This is a genomic window from Anaplasmataceae bacterium AB001_6 (assembly GCA_020002265.1).
Classification (GTDB): domain Bacteria; phylum Pseudomonadota; class Alphaproteobacteria; order Rickettsiales; family Anaplasmataceae; genus AB001-6.
The window spans coordinates 339,738-355,869 of record CP048228.1; the positions used below are offsets into that span (position 1 = coordinate 339,738).

Below are 16,132 nucleotides of genomic sequence, written 5' to 3' on the forward strand. Positions count from 1 at the left end.
TCGTTATATAATAATATATGACAGCGGAGTTATGAATTTCATATTTATGAATTGGTTTTATCAGGTATAGATTTTTTATCTGATTCATGCCGGTTGTCTGATTATGTTATTTTTGTTAGCTTCTTGCATACTTTTTGTATTAGTAATTTTAAGTAATATGTCAGTGATCAGAGTTAAAATGGATCAAACAAATAAAGATGGTGTTGATATTTCAGATGTGAAAGAGATCAATCAAATTATATTGCGTTCTTCTATAGAATTTGTAGTTAGGGAAGTCTTATACAAAAATGCAGGAGAGTTAACAAAGCCAAAACTAAAAGGTTTGCCAATTGATGCTGGAATACGTGAAAAAGGCGGTGTAGATAGTTTGGATACTATTGAAATGATAATGGGAATTGAAGATAAATATAGTATCGCTGTTCCTGATGAAGTGGCAGAAAAGATGGTTAATATTTTAACTATTGTTGATTATTTGCAAGATAATGTTGCTCAAGATTCATTGATTGCTTCTCATGATGATTTTAGCGATGATTTTTTTGATCTATTGGCCGAAAAATTAGGATATAGATGTCCTCTTGAAAAAGAAATGAAAGATCAGAATAAATTATTATTATTATCTGATGATCAGCAAATAGAAACGGGTGAAAATTGTATTTCTTCGTAATCAAATAGAAAATAAAGATCTCTGGAACGATTTTTTTGTTCATTAATAATAATAGTAAGTTAACGGGGTGATTTTGAAGTATGAGCGATTTAAGTGATAGCAGGATTGTTATAACGGGGATGGGATTACTCTGTCCTGCTGGTGAGAACGTTAAGGATTCATGGAATGGTATAATTTCTTCTACAAGTTTTACTGATACTATAACTTCTTTTGATCCTTCTAGTATGAGAAGTAAAGTTGCAGGTAGTCTTGAAGTATCCAAGAGTTTGGGCTGTGATATCTTTGAGAAAGCCAAAAAGCTTAAAGCAGAAGAGCAATATGGAATTACTCATTCTGTTGTTAAGGCTTCAGATGAATTTATACTTTATGGTTTGGTTGCAGCGGCTCAAGCGATTGAAGACTCTGGATTTGTTGGGTCTGTAGATATGAATCGAGTCGGCTTGACCGTTGGCTCTGGTATAGGTGGGTTACAATATATAGAAAAATCTTGTTTTACTCTTAAAGATAGGGGAGCCAGACGTATTTCTCCTTATTTTATCCCATCTTCATTGGTCAACCTTTTATCTGGTCAGATATCTATCCAGCATGGTATTATGGGGCCTTCTGATAGCTGTGTCACTGCATGTGCTACTGGTTGTCACTCTATTATTAATGCGATTCGTATAATCAGACAAGGAGAAGCAGATATAGTAGTGGCTGGAGGTGCTGAAAGCGCTATATGTGAGATTGGAATTGCTGGATTTGATGCTATGCGTGCACTTAGCTCTAAATTTAATGATACTCCACAAAAAGCTTCTAGGCCTTGGGATAAAAATAGAGACGGTTTTGTAATGGCCGAAGGTGCCGGAATATTAGTTGTAGAAAGCTATGAAAGCGCTGTACGTCGTGGAGCTAAAATTTATGCTGAGATTGTCGGTTATGGCTGTTCTTCAGATGCTTTTCATTATGCTGCTCCAAGAGAAGATGGAAGAGGTGCTATTTCCGCAATGCGGAATGCGCTTAAAAAGGCTGATATATCTGTTGATAAAATAGGATATGTGAATGCTCATGGAACATCTACTCCTGTTGGTGATAAAGCAGAACTCCTTGCGCTTAAAGAGGTGTTTGGAGAACATTGTAATAATATTGCAGTTTCATCTACTAAATCTTCTATAGGTCATGCTTTAGGTGCTGCAGGAGCTATAGAGACAATATTAACGATAATGTCATTAAATAAAGGGATATTACCTCCTACCATTAATTTGGAAGAGCCAGATGATTATGCAGAGGGTATTAATCTTGTGCCTAATTATCCTCAAGATAAAGTATATGATTATGCCTTAAAAAATTCTTTTGGCTTTGGTGGAATGAACGCTTCATTGATTTTTAAGAAGATTAGATGAATCAAGACTTTTTTTTTAGAAGTATTACTTTTTTTTTGACTTGATTTTTGTTTATTTTCTTGTCTTCATTTGCTCTTTTTTTTTCTACGGAGCTTATTTTTTATCCTCTAATGTATTACCAGATTTAGATTACGCTGCCAAAGTGAAAATCGATATTCCTTCTGGACGTTCTATGACTGCAATAGCTGATCAATTTAAAGATGAGGGAATTATCGATAGTGTATTTTCTTTGAGATTGTTCTCTTTTATTTTAGGTGTAGAAGATTGTTATAAAGCGGGACATTTCATCATTGATAGTGATATGATGGTATATGATGTAATATATAAAATGGTCAATGGTATTACTGATCTTATCAAAATACAATTACCTGAGGGGCTATCTAATTATCAAGTGATAGATCGTATTATGTCTGATAGTGATTATAATGGCGTGATAAATGATCTGACTGATCTTCCTACACAGTATCTTTTTCCTAGTACTTATTATTTTGAAAAATATTCAAAAATGAGTGAGATAATAAATTTTATGTCAAGGGAAGGCAGCGAAGCAGTAAGTAAAGCGCTAAATGGACGAAAAATGCCTCCTAAAATTAATAATGTGGAAAAATTACTTATTCTTGCATCTATTGTTGAAAAAGAAAGAGGAGTGGAAGATGACCCTAGGATCATTGCTGGTGTTTTTATTAATCGCTTGAAAATAAATATGCGCTTAGATTCTGATCCCACTTTAATATTTGCTTTAACTGGTGGTTCTGGAAATTTAGAAAGAAGACTTACGGACAAAGATAAACTATATGATAATCCTTTTAATACATACAAAAAATATGGTTTACCACCACAGATGATTGCAAATCCAAGTTTAGAAAGCATTATTGCTGTTTTAGAATATGCACATCATAATTATTATTATTTTGTTTCTAATGGGTATAACAAACATAATTTTGCAACAACACTAGCAGAGCAAAATGAAAATATCAAAGAATTTAAAAGAGTTCAGAGAGCCAAGAGATTTTCATAAAGTTGATGAAATATCTTAAAGTATGTTATAAACGACCGTTATTAAAGTTATTTGATTTTAAATCATTATGTTTCCTATTTACTCATATCAATCTTTTATATTTATTTTGCTTGTGTATATAGTGGGTTCTATTCCATTTGGATTGCTTTATATTCGTTTTTTTTATAAAAAGGATTTGAGAAAAATTGGCTCTGGTAATATAGGTGCGACAAATGTTTATAGGACAGCAGGTTTATTTGCTGCCTTGGTAGTTTTTTTTTGTGATTTTTTTAAAACAGTTATTCCTATATTATTAGCTAAATATTATCTTCACTTAGAAGATGTATACTTGCTACATATTCTTTTTGCGTCTGTGTTGGGTCACATATTTCCTATTTTTTTGAAATTCAAAGGCGGTAAGGGGGTTGCCAGTATTATTTCTGGATGCCTTATAATACAACCAATGATAACATTGTGTGCATGTGTAATATGGCTGGGAATTTTTTTATTTTTTCGCTATTCTTCTCTGGCAAGTATATCTAGTGTTTTGACAATATTATTTGGTAGCGTGATTTTTCTTGATAATAAACTAGATATTGGACTAATTCTCTCCATGAGTATTGTTATAATATATAGACATAAAAGCAATATCTTCAACTTAATAGAAGGAAAAGAAAGAAAGATTAAGTGATATCTATAATATCTGCGATAAATAAGTACTGATATCTTTAGCTATTCTTGTTGCTCTTACTGATGAATTGACATTATTGTTCTCCAGAACGACAGAAATTACATATTGTTCATTATTAGATTCCATGAATCCAGTAAAAATGGAGTGATTATCTTTATTCTGATTTTGTACTGTTCCTGTTTTACCTCCCGTGACAAAATTTTTACTGTAGAAACTTCTTGCTGTCCCGTAAGGTTCAGAGACAACACTTATCATAGCTTGTTTAATAATGCTTAATGTTCTTTCACTGATGTTTAATTTTTCAAAACTTCTTTTTTCATTGAATAAAAAAACAGGATTAATCTTTTTAGCACTGACTATTCTAGCTGTCATAATTATCATCTGCATGGGAGTTATTGAGATGTATCCTTGCCCGATGCTAAGGTTAATTCGATCTCCTAGATACCATGGGATATTATTGTCTTTTATCCACTGTTGATTTGGAACTATTCCAGTATTTTCTTCCTTCAATCTTGTATGTCTGCAATGTTTACCTAATCCAAGCTCAGTTGCTATTTTGTGTATTGAATCTATAGTTTTTATCCGTTTTATCATTTGGTATATGTACACGTTACAGGAGCAAGAAATTGCTTTATACAGATTCAGTTTTCCATGTCCCGTTTTTTTCCAGCAATGGTATTCACGATCTCCGACAGTAACTTTGCCAGTGCATTCAATTTCTTCTTCAGGTGATATTAGATTTTCTTCTAATAAAGCTATTGCTATAACCAACTTAAACGTTGATCCAGGAGATATTCTTGATGATAAAAATCTGTTTAACATAGGTTTTTTTATATCTTGCATAGATTTTTTCCATAAATCGTCAGAAATGATTGAAGTGAAAGTATTATTATCATATGAAGGGGTATTAACCATGGAAAGAATCTCCCCATTTCTTGTATTCATAACACCTGCAGATGCTCCGCTAGCAATTACTAGATCATTAAGTAATTTATAAATATAAGACTGTAACTCTATATCTATAGAAAGTACTATTTGATTTCCAGATGTTGCATCTAATTTTGATAATTCTCGTACTGTTACACCGTGAGAATTGACTTCATTTTGTATAAATCCTTGCGTACCTTTCAAAGTTTCTTCATGTATGTATTCTATTCCGCTTGATCCTATTACTTCTCTTGCACTGAGATTATAAAACAGCTTTGATCCACCATAGAAATTTCTAACATATCCTATTAAATGAGATATAATAGATGCATATGGATAGGATCTTTTATAGTATGGTTCTATGTATACCCCTTTTAAATTTGAGCTGTTGATTTCTACTTTGATTATATCTTCCCATGACGCATTACCTATTAATATGATTGGTTTATGTGTTTTAGAAGAATTTTTTTGAATTGCTAATTTCTCTTGCTCTGAAATATCAATTACTGAAAGGATATCTTGTAATATATTTTTGTTATCAGATGGAATAGAAGGGTCATATATGATACTGTGGCATAATTTGTTATTAGCGATTACTTTCATATTCCTATCTAATATATTGCCTCTTAAAGGGTATATTACGGATGTTCTAGTTCTATTAAGATCTGATAATAGTTTATATTTATTACCTTTTACCATTTGTAGATAATATAATCTACTTAATAAAATGAGCTGAGATGATAAAAATAGAGATGAAATTATGAATCTTCTTCTACTAAAAATCTTCTTTTCTGTCATTTTTTCATATTTATATGAGAAAGAAGTGTTTTTCATTTGCTACGATTTTATCAGGTTTATCAATTGATATTATGCTGACCTTATTTGTTCCTTGAAAAGGATAGCTTGTTTTATTTGCTGTGTTTCTCTTTCTATTTTTAGATGATACAGTATAAATTTTGGGGATAATGCTTAGTGATATCAAGCATAGACCATAGACCATAAAAGATCTCCTGCTATATTTCATCATAAATACGGCTACCTAAAACAAGATTATAACACATCAATTTTAGTGATTACTTTTCGTGAGCAAAACACAACCAATCCTATTTTATATATTTTTTGCTTTCTAGTATAGGGCTATAGGCATAAAATTAGAATTTTCTTATTTCTAGAGAATAATAACATTAATGCCTCATAAGAATAATTACGATTTTAAGATCTTTGTTTTAAAATGCTTTAAAGAATTGTTTCCTAATACACAATTTCATGAATCTTGGCATTTAGACTTAATACTTGATCATATCGAGGCTGTAGAAAATTTTAAAATAAAGAGATCAATTATAAATATGCCACCTCGTAGTATGAAATCTTTTTTTTTTAGTATTGTTTTTCCTGCTTGGCTTATGGGAAACGACCCATCGCTTAATATTATTGTAGCTAGTTATTCATATGGATTGAGTATTAAGCATTCTTTGGATACTCGATATATTATGAGTTCGGCTTGGTATAAAGAAATGTTTCCAGATACAATCATCAGTTGTGATCAAAACACTAAGATAAAATTTAAAACTAGTCAGCATGGTTTTCGGCTAGCTGCATCAACAGGGAGTTACCTTATAGGAGAAGGTGCAGATGTAATAATAGCAGATGATCCTATTACTCCAATGCAAGTGAACAGTGAGAATACTAGGGAAAAAAATATAGAATGGTTTGAAAGCTCTTTGATGACAAGGTTAAATAATTTTAAAAATGGTAGGGTTGTGGTTGTTATGCATAGATTACATGATGAAGACCTTACAGGTTATCTTATAAAGAAAGATAATTTTCACTGGAACAAATTAATTATTCCATTTTTAGTTGAAGAAAAAGACAAGATATACAAATCAGTTAATGATGATTCTTTATTGTGTTCTCTTAAAGAAGGGGATGTTATGAATCCTAATTTATACTGCAAAAGAGATGTATTAGATATCAAAAAAGAACTTAGTACTCATGTTTTTAATACTCAATATCAGCAAAATCCAAATAGGAATAATAAATCCATTATAAAGTATGAGTGGTTTAAAAAATTTAAAGAGTATCCGGATTTACCTTATAAAGTTGTTTATAGCTGTGATACATCAGTATCTGAAAATGGAGATTATTCTGTTTTTATTAAAATTCACATAAAAAATGAGCTGTTTTATATAATAGATATTATAAGAGAAAAATGCGATTATGTTCGGTTGAAAAGGATAGCACAAGATGTTTTTAGTAATTCACAGGTTGATAAAATTATCATAGAAAATAAATCTAGCGGGGAAATTCTTATACAAGAATTATCTAAGATAATAAATACACCGATAATTAAAATTAATCCTTCGATATCAAAATTACATAGAGTAGAAAAAGCTTTAGGTGTTTTGGAATCAGGACGCGTATTATTACCTGAAAAATCTTCTTGGTTATATGAGTTTGAGAAAGAATTGTGTGATTTCCCTAATGGAAAATATGATGATCAAGTTGATGCTTTATCACAATTCATAAATTGGTATAAGGGTAATAGCGAGAGTTATATCAGAAGTTTATAGAATTTTTGGAGCGATTTGTCTCTATAATCATATTTATATTTATTTTGATTATCTCAGGATAATAAGTTGTATTTAACCATTATGAATTATATTGAGTAAATGTTTTTTATCATGTAGAGTATTATACTTCCTTTATAGAAATTATGTTTGCTAAAATGTGTGACACCAATCGTAATATAAAAATTGTTATTAAAAAATTTCTTGAGGTGATACCAATACAGGGAATAAGCGATGATGCATTTGAAACCCTTTGTATTGCAGAAGGTAGAGTAGACATTTTTTTATATTTTGAAAGGTCGGTTGATAAGCTTTTGAAATATATTGAGCAAACTATAGATAAAGAAATGATCAATAATTTTGATAGTGCAGAATGTGATAAAATGCATCAAAAGATAATTTCTTTGTTACAGTCTAGGCTTAAAATTTATGCTAAGATGGATAATTATCGCGAATATCTTAATGAATCTATGCAATACTATTCATTAAAAATAAATAGTAAAAATGCGTATTTAATATCTGACATAATATGGAACACAATAAAAGATAGTTCAACAGATTTTAATTTTTATACAAAAAGAATAATTCTGGGTTTTGTTTACTTTAAGGTCATTAAATTTTTTATTAATGATTATTCATGTGATCATGAAGAATCATTTAAATACTTAGAGCAAAAAATACAGAGTGTCTTAAAAATCAACAGCATAAAATTCAAACTGAAAAATGTATTTACTTCTTGTAAATAGCTACTGATAATAGAATATTTGTAAATAAAAGCGCTTTTTACCACCTAAAATAGAATAGGTAAATTGAATTCTCTCATAAGTTGTGTTATATCCTATCTTGGTCTGATGTGAATTTGTGAATTAATTATACAAATTAGATTATGGAAAGAAATATAATGATAGATGAAGTTTTAGATGTAAGCAATGAAGATGAATATTCTGATGGAATAGTTATTGTTGATAGGCTGCGGGATAGAATGAAAGAGATGGGGATTAATGCTCGTCAATTGGCTGAAAAATCAAAAGTTGGGAGGTCATTCGTTTATGATATACTCAATGGAAAATCAAAGAATCCTACATCCAGTAAATTAAATTCTATATGTAGTGAATTGAAGATTCCAATGTCTTATTTGTTAAATGAGCGTAATCATATCAACAATTTAAATAATTATCATTACATTTCTAGTTTGGGTTCTAAGGACGATACAGCAGATATCTTAATTAATAAAAATCTTCTGCCTTATGTGGATTTGGATTGTACAGAAAATCTGATTTATTATAGAATATGTGACGATAGCATGGATCCGATTTTACCTTTTAATAGTATCGCTATAATTAATAAGAATTATAATTCTATTAATAATGGAATATTTTTGATACAGGATCAATTAGGTTTATCTGTACGAAGAATAGAATCAAACATTACTAATGGAAATATAACTGTAATAACTGAAAATAAGCGTTACACTCACTATGAGTGTGAGTTGAGTAAAATTAAAATAATAGGGAAGGTTTGTTTTCAAATAATTCAGGTATGAATAAGGTACAAAGATTTCTTGCGTTAAAATAACTAAGATGTTATATTCTTTGTATCTTTTGGAATGTTCCTCGGTAGCTCAGTTGGTAGAGTAGGTGGCTGTTAACCACTTGGTCATAGGTTCGAATCCTATCCGGGGAGCCAATTACTATGATTGTTATTGTTTCTCAGTATATCAAACATCTTTCTTAAGGTATAACATAGGGTTTTACCTTTTAGTTCTAGGTTCAAAAATGCTGTTTTTATTAATTCTCTCTTTTTTTTACTTTTGAACTTTCTAATAAATTAGCCGATCTATTGGTTATTTCAAATGCTGTGATTAATGCATCTTTTACATTAAATAGCCAAATGCTACCTGATCAATATACTTATCGCTATTTAACTTATATACGACACTTCTTTTAACGTTATCGGATAGGCGTTTGCCATAACTATGGATATCTGGTAAATAGCAATCTGCTGGTTGTTGGATTCACTATCTAATTTACCTATATCTAAGAAATGCAATATTAATTTCTTTTGCTTACGTAGTTTATCTAAAATTGGTAATTCTATAAAATTACGCTGCAATATCTCGATTTTATCTACTATAAATGCTACTTGTCCTGCTTGCATTTTAATAAAGTCGAGCCGACCCATAGTATAAAATTCTGGTCTTTCTACCCCTTAATATTCCTTAATAATAACCAAATTATTTTTCACACAATAATCTCTTAATTTGAAATAGCAATAGCGCTGGGAAATATCTGTGAAAAACTTTCTGTTTTAAACTGCTCTGATGATGGCAAATCTAAATCTTTTTCTTTAAGTATAATACGTAACTTTTCTCTCTCTTCATTAGAAAAAGATTTAGATTTTAGTCCCCAAGTTTCTATATTTCTCTCTTCGCTATAACCTTCAGGTAAAATCATTGCTAATGTTTGCTTTAAACTACAGAATACACTAGATAATTCTTTTGTATTTAGTCTTTCACGATCTGTAATAATTTGAAAAAAACTATTCCCAAGTGAATCTTGCAAAAATAATGCTGCTAAATTCACATTTTTGTTTATAGCATCTAAAGAATGTTCAGTATCTTGAGTACTAAGTGAAACATGAATATCTCCATCAAATATCACTGGCACGCTTTTTTCAAGTAAGTAGGACATCATTCTTTGCTCATATTCCTTGGAATCTTTAGGTTTTTCACCATCTTTATTGTTAAATATTTTCTTTAGATTGTTTGCATGTTTTGCTTTATACAATACTTTATATTTAGTATTTAACGGTTCTATTTCCTCCTTAGTGTCCCATATATTGTCTTTGAAAAAATCCTTGGATAAAATTTTGTTGATTTTATATCGTGTCATAACATCTTCAAAATTTTGTGCTTCTTTAGCAACATAGGAATCTAAATCTCCATTTAATAAAAATACACATATATCTTCTGAATCTCCTATAATTTCTTTTGCATTATCAAATATAATTATCCTTATTGCATCAAATAAATTGCGTTTTACAGAAAAAAATGTGGGATATTTATGTGCACTACTTTTACCATTTCCATCAGTAAAATGTACGTAATTTTGATTTAAATAGCTAATTAAAAATTTGTATGATTCATTTTGTTTTAAAACATCAGTCGCATCATGAAAATCAATCTGATTATAGTATTCATCGCCTAATTGCTCTCTAAACTGTTCTTTTTGTAGTTCTATAATATTTTTATAATGATCATAAGAATCTGGTTTCCTATCTGATAATTTATCTAATGTTTCTTTAAGTGGACTATCTATAAATAATTGATAGTTATTATCAGCGCCACTTCTATTTAGGTAATCAATCCTACTCTTAATGCCTGCAATTTCTTCTGATCTTAATTTGTATATTATATTTCCGTCTAATACATTCTTAGCATTTGGGAATATAGATAAAACACCGCTGTGATATAATTTTTTTTCGCCATGAACTCTTTTCCTAATTTCTAATGGTTATTTTCTTTTTTCCTCAGAATTGCTATCAAGTGATTCTATATATTTCGACATTTGTCTTTTGTTATAATCTCTCTGTGGTACTAAATCTATAATAGAAGATACTGCTGGATTTATATTTTTTTTGGGTATTGCAGCATTCTGTTCTTCTGTATCCCTAACTGTTAAGTCTATTTTTTCTATTAAGGTGTTTTGGTTGGCATCTTCAAAAGGTTGTACATGATTTTTTTTTAAATAAATCAAATTATCTCTTCTGTGAAATGTAAAGATATTTAAAAATAATCTTCTATAAAATGGATAAGATGAATAAAGAGCAACATTCTGCGTATGTTTATCGTTTATATCAACATCTTTGATTTTTTTGCTCCAAGGGTATCACCATATGAGTTTCATTTCATTAAAATTATTGACTATTTTCATAGATTCAGATAATGAAAATGTTTCCTTAGTGCTATCTAATCCTTCTTTTGCACATATATCATCTAATATAGTAGGCCCAAATTCAAACCAGAAAAAATTATATTTCCTGTGATTTCTTAAGAATTTTAATATTTCTTTTTGATTACTATCCAATTTCATATCCTCCAAAGACCGCAAACTATAACGTATCTTAATAGTAAATAATATTATAATTTATATTGCTATATTAATGTAGGTATAATTATTTAATTTATTAACCTTTGTTATTATATAACATATTAAAGAAAATTTTTGAAGATTCCAGCGCTGAATTATAAATTATTTTTAGTTGATTATCTTCAATATAATTCTTAATTTCACAAAAATGCTTGTTTGTAGTATTTGTAATAATTGATTGTTTTCAAGGTGGTATGATTAGAAAATTTCATGATTTAATTAATACTTCAAAATTAATTAATAATATTGAAAATTTTGTACTGCATACTAATAACACGTAATAATAAAGAGGGGATAAACATATGGATAAAAAGATCATAATAAGTTCTATGCCAGATTGGAAGGATATGCCTGAATATATGGATTTAACATTTAATCATATGATAAAATTGATATATACAGAGGGTTTCAATCATTCTCAAATTATCCAAAGTATACAGGAAAAGCTATTTGAAAATCCTGAAATAAAAGATATTGCTTTAGTAGATCATAGTAGCATTAGAGCACATGATGATGTTCCTTTAATAAAATATCCTCTAAAAGATACTGTAGCAACAGGCGCAACTTATTTTCCGATCACAGATGTATTAAATAATATTCATACAAATATACAGCACGAGAATAAAGAAGATTTAATATATACAGTGTTTTCATGTTCCATAGCAGGAAAACATGTTTGGAAGGAGATAAATAAAAATTATAAAATGGATAAAAATACACCTAAAAACATGATATTTGTCGGGTCAGGAAAAAAAGTGCTGCCATTTGACACAATAGTGAATGACATGAAAAATATAGATAAATATAGAGATTTACCGGTGGATAATGCTTCAAAAATGTTATTTTTCTATGCATTAACTTCACCAAAAACTGTACATTTATATACAGGTAACGAAAATGGTGTATACGATGCCTATAAGGCAAAATTAGGTAATAAACCTTCCATTCAAACATTTGAAAAATGGAAAGAATTTATGTTAAACAGAAATTTTATTGCTTATGAAGGTAATATAGATAATTATCAAGATAAAATTTTACCTGATGATCACAAAATAAATAAAGATTTTAAAAAATTTGTCTCTAATATCCCTGATGATAGATTAAAAGATATATACAGTAATTATATTGATCAGGTCGTTTTATTAAGTCTGAGTAAAACAGATTATAGAAATAAATCAATAAATGCAAATTTACAAGATTATCTTTACGCAACAGGAATAGGGAGAGATGTGATAGATAATCATAGTAAATTTCGTGAGAGAGAAAAAAATAATAGATTTATATTGTATTTTCTTTCCAGAAATCCCGATATTTCATATGAGCAATTTAGAGAAGTTTTTTCAAAAAATAATTATTGTTCTTTTATTAATATTGAAGACGTTGCAGAAAGTAACGAAGGACTTGCGAAAGAAATTATTAGGAATGATTTTGATCTTATTAATAAACACAGTAGCATGAACATGTTAATTCCAATGAAAAGTAAAACTATGACAGAATTTTTGCTATCAGATGAAATCTTTAAAAAGTACGATATAGAATATCTGCAAAGTATGAATTGGAGGTATGAAAAGGTTTTTGAAAAATTAGGACAAGGCGATCTTTATCCAAAATTCCAAGAACAAATGGAAAAATTTGGAAAAAGTAATTATGAATCACAAAATTTAACAACACAAGAAGATGAAGTATCTTCTGTAATTCAAGATGTAAAAGAAGTAAATATTGATGACAATATCAAGCAAGATAAATCACGCTATAATAAGCGCTAGACAGAAAGTTTTTTTATACAAGGATTCCTTATATATACATCACTTTTTCTTGATAACTCAAACCAAAAAGCACATTAATTACAGCAGATATTCTTTTTAATGCAGTTTTTTTTGCCGCTGAGGAAAATCATTTGGGGTATCTTTTTAAGTAATTTCTGTATCAGTGCTAAACCTTATATGTTATAATCTTTTCTCCTGCATAGTTACGTTTTAAAAGGAGATTATAGACTATTTAAAATTATTCTATATACATTTCTTTGATATAATTACGATATCCAATCGAATTTCTTCTTTAGATAGTCCTCTTAGATCACAAAAATTGGATTATTATTTTTGATAGGTTGTGATCAATATTGTTTTTTACTTACTTATATTATATCTTGTGAAGATTCTATATCTAGAATAAGAATAAATTGATTATTTATGTGTGTTCTAAATTAGTACTAGAGATTTAGTTCACAGATAGAGTACGAATTATCATATGAAGAAGCATCATTTATTCTGCTGTAAAAATTACTGCTTGATTGGCAATTACTTATTTTATGGAAGCTGGTTGAAAAAATTCATTATCTGATGAGTGATTTGAAGAAGTATCCAAAATAGCATTTACAGAGCATACATTAGGATTATAGAATTTATATGTAAAATTCCCTGACATCTTTTTAGGAGCAGAAATATTAATACTATGGTGATAATTACCGTTATTATCGACAATAACAGACTGATAGTTTATATTAATCATATAATTTTTTCGTATAATTGCTTCATAAAACGCTCATTAAACAATATAAAAAATAAATTGTCAATTGTAATTTTCAATAATCATAGATTGTTAACACTAGATATGTAGGAATGCGTTATTTTATTAAAGCTTGGAATTTCTTAATATAGAAGCTGATATCTTGATTTCTTATCTTATTAAAATTTTAGATCTTATAAATTTGGAATATTTATGTAAAAATTGTGAATCAAACTCTTATTTTTCGTACAGTTTTTTCAGTGAATAAGTATATATTTTCCATAAATTTGCCTTGAAATCTGTTATGCAATAAAGATCATTGGCAAATCATTATAATTATCATCAGATGTTAGATAAATTTGATACATATTCTATAATCACTTATTTCTCTAAAATATAAATTTTGTGTTTAATGCAATGTTTATTACTAACAATACTATTAATAAATAAGTAAAACTAATATATAATTAATACATAATTAATTTAAGAAAGGATATTATGGTAAGGGATTTTACTGAAGAAGAACAAAAAGTTTTAAATATTGTTCAAGTATCTAAAGGTGTATATCATATGCCATTATTTGATTTTGAGACTAGTTCTGAGACTAGTTCTGAAGCTAGTTTTGAAGCTAGTTCTGAAGCTAGTTTTGATAATGATGAGGAATTAGCTGATTTAAATAATTTCAAAAAGTACTTAGATAAAATATCAAATAAGCAGGCTATAAGTGAAAAATTAGATGCATATAACGTAATCTATTTTGAATTTTACACTAGTGCAGAAGCGCAATCAGATCTCTTAACTTTATTTCAGAAAATGCAAGATATAAAAACAGGAAAAAAGTGTATTTTCATTGTAAATACAGCCAACTTTGATGAAGAGCTAAGTGAACATTTTCAACATCAAATACCTATACTGTATGATCCAGAAAATAAAGTTGTTATCTCTTTTGATTCTGCTACTAAATTTTTTGAAAATCATGAAGATATTATCAAATATTTGCAAAATTCTGGCCTAAGAGTTATTGAGACTTTGAAAAGACAAAGTAGTTTTGAGGGTTGTGGACTTGATTCTCTTAGAATGGTTAGAAGAATAGCTATGGGACACGAGGAGATTATTTCTATGATTAACGACGATCGTTATATAACAAAGAAGAAAATAATAGAATTATATCCTACAAGATCTATAGAATTAGAAAATTTAAATACACTTCCGCCAACTTTTTTCAAGAGTTTAGAATATGGATTGCATACTGAAATGATATATAAAAATACTATAAAGTACGCACAAGAAACAGGAAGAGGAGAATTAATAAATGAATATCTATCTCACCTTAAAAATCCACTCTTAAGATGGGGAATAACTGATCCAGAAGAATGCAAACAACTTCAATTGTTAAGTCATCCAGTTCGTAATTACGGTATTGGATTGGAGAAATTGGGTCCATTAGGATCTGCAAGGCCCATATTGCAAAAAATCTATAAAGGAGAACATAAGGTTGTTAATTTAACAGAAGCAGAATATGCAGAGGAGGTTGCTAAACAAGCAAAATTGGAATCGCAAGAAGAAGGTAATCAGAGTGGGGCTCAAGCTTCAAGTTCTATAGAATCAAAATTACAAGAAAGTGTTGCTTCAAATGTCACACAGACAAATAGGGAAATAGTGTAGAGATATTGATTAAAATTTTTTTTGGTATTTGAATTGAAATGATATGCTTGCATCTGCAAATAATGCTATTTTGCGATGTTTGATATCTGGTTTAATCTACTAAGCTAATAAAAAATGAAGAAATATATCAAGGTGGTGAAATTAACATCAACACATAATTCTGACATTAATTTCCTTTAAAAGACATCCACACTCAGGGTATGTAAAATTTCTAAACAGAGCATTTTTCAATAATAAATTTTTATTTTTTTAAGGATATTTTTTGTGTATTATTTCAGTAATGTGATAAATTACCATATATAAGAAAAAGAACAAATATATGGAGATGATAAAAATTGATATAATAGATATGCCAAAAATCTTGAAAAAAGACAGTATAAAAAGTATCACACCTCTTTTTATGGTTTATTTATAAAGATAAAATAGATTCAAACGTTTTTCCTTTTCCGTCTAGAAAGACAATTAATTACTGCAAAGCTTTGAATACAGAATGCAAAAAATTACCAAATATCCCTATTTATTTTTGTTATATGGGTAGGATGCTAAGTTATAGACAGAAACAGCCTTTAGAAGAATTATCGCATCT

The 16,132-nt window shown here is 28.8% G+C and carries 15 protein-coding genes and 1 tRNA gene; 10 read left to right on the forward strand and 6 right to left on the reverse strand.

Annotated elements, in window-relative coordinates; genetic code table 11:
* The first annotated feature begins 157 nt into the window (after window positions 1–157).
* The 4 genes from GUI12_01625 (at window position 158) to plsY (ending at window position 3,734) form a co-directional block, all read left to right on the forward strand.
* Entirely contained in the window at window positions 158–664 is a 507-nt protein-coding gene (locus GUI12_01625; GenBank protein UAT42852.1) for a hypothetical protein, read from the forward strand.
* An 80-nt stretch (window positions 665–744) separates the two neighbouring features.
* A complete protein-coding gene (gene fabF, locus GUI12_01630; GenBank protein ID UAT42853.1) occupies window positions 745–2,046 on the forward strand; it encodes a beta-ketoacyl-ACP synthase II in 1,302 nt (433 codons plus the stop codon).
* Window positions 2,047–2,086: 40 nt separating this feature from the next.
* The gene (mltG, locus tag GUI12_01635; protein ID UAT42854.1) at window positions 2,087–3,064 is read left to right on the forward strand and encodes an endolytic transglycosylase MltG; all 978 of its coding nucleotides are present in this window, start codon (window positions 2,087–2,089) and stop codon (window positions 3,062–3,064) included.
* A 112-nt stretch (window positions 3,065–3,176) separates the two neighbouring features.
* Entirely contained in the window at window positions 3,177–3,734 is a 558-nt protein-coding gene (gene plsY, locus GUI12_01640) for a glycerol-3-phosphate 1-O-acyltransferase PlsY (GenBank protein UAT42855.1), read from the forward strand.
* 3 nt (window positions 3,735–3,737) lie between these two features.
* On the opposite strand, the gene mrdA is transcribed toward plsY, so the two are convergent.
* Window positions 3,738–5,495 carry a penicillin-binding protein 2 gene (mrdA, locus tag GUI12_01645; protein UAT42856.1) on the reverse strand — a complete coding sequence of 586 codons (1,758 nt, stop codon included), beginning with the start codon at window positions 5,493–5,495 and terminating at the stop codon, window positions 3,738–3,740.
* Between the two features lie 353 nt (window positions 5,496–5,848).
* Here mrdA and terL point away from each other — a divergent pair, with 353 nt between their 5' ends.
* The 4 genes from terL to GUI12_01665 all read left to right on the forward strand — a co-directional run bounded on the left by terL (window position 5,849) and on the right by GUI12_01665 (window position 8,914).
* Complete coding sequence (terL, locus tag GUI12_01650) at window positions 5,849–7,231, forward strand: phage terminase large subunit (protein UAT42857.1); 1,383 nt, start codon at window positions 5,849–5,851, stop codon at window positions 7,229–7,231.
* A 143-nt stretch (window positions 7,232–7,374) separates the two neighbouring features.
* Entirely contained in the window at window positions 7,375–7,974 is a 600-nt protein-coding gene (locus GUI12_01655; protein ID UAT42858.1) for a COQ9 family protein, read from the forward strand.
* A 155-nt stretch (window positions 7,975–8,129) separates the two neighbouring features.
* Complete coding sequence (locus GUI12_01660; protein ID UAT43440.1) at window positions 8,130–8,771, forward strand: LexA family transcriptional regulator; 642 nt, start codon at window positions 8,130–8,132, stop codon at window positions 8,769–8,771.
* Between the two features lie 67 nt (window positions 8,772–8,838).
* Window positions 8,839–8,914 (forward strand) — tRNA-Asn (locus GUI12_01665).
* 234 nt (window positions 8,915–9,148) lie between these two features.
* Here GUI12_01665 and GUI12_01670 read toward each other — a convergent pair.
* The 4 genes from GUI12_01670 to GUI12_01685 form a co-directional block, all read right to left on the reverse strand.
* Entirely contained in the window at window positions 9,149–9,409 is a 261-nt protein-coding gene (locus GUI12_01670; protein ID UAT42859.1) for a hypothetical protein, read from the reverse strand.
* Window positions 9,410–9,483: 74 nt separating this feature from the next.
* Window positions 9,484–10,119, reverse strand: coding sequence for a hypothetical protein (locus tag GUI12_01675; protein ID UAT42860.1), 636 nt, complete (start codon window positions 10,117–10,119; stop codon window positions 9,484–9,486).
* A gap of 621 nt (window positions 10,120–10,740) precedes the next feature.
* Window positions 10,741–10,983, reverse strand: a complete 243-nt coding sequence (locus GUI12_01680) for a hypothetical protein (protein ID UAT42861.1) — start codon at window positions 10,981–10,983, stop codon at window positions 10,741–10,743.
* A 132-nt stretch (window positions 10,984–11,115) separates the two neighbouring features.
* The gene (locus GUI12_01685) at window positions 11,116–11,319 is read right to left on the reverse strand and encodes a hypothetical protein (GenBank protein UAT42862.1); all 204 of its coding nucleotides are present in this window, start codon (window positions 11,317–11,319) and stop codon (window positions 11,116–11,118) included.
* Window positions 11,320–11,678: 359 nt separating this feature from the next.
* Here GUI12_01685 and GUI12_01690 point away from each other — a divergent pair, with 359 nt between their 5' ends.
* Window positions 11,679–13,142, forward strand: coding sequence for a hypothetical protein (locus GUI12_01690; GenBank protein UAT42863.1), 1,464 nt, complete (start codon window positions 11,679–11,681; stop codon window positions 13,140–13,142).
* 535 nt (window positions 13,143–13,677) lie between these two features.
* Here the strand turns inward: GUI12_01690 and GUI12_01695 are convergent.
* Window positions 13,678–13,884 (reverse strand): hypothetical protein, encoded by a 207-nt coding sequence (locus GUI12_01695; GenBank protein ID UAT42864.1) that lies wholly within the window; start codon window positions 13,882–13,884, stop codon window positions 13,678–13,680.
* Window positions 13,885–14,379: 495 nt separating this feature from the next.
* Here GUI12_01695 and GUI12_01700 point away from each other — a divergent pair, with 495 nt between their 5' ends.
* Window positions 14,380–15,546: a hypothetical protein gene (locus GUI12_01700; protein ID UAT42865.1), complete on the forward strand. Its 1,167-nt coding sequence runs from the start codon at window positions 14,380–14,382 to the stop codon at window positions 15,544–15,546.
* Window positions 15,547–16,132 lie beyond the last annotated feature (586 nt).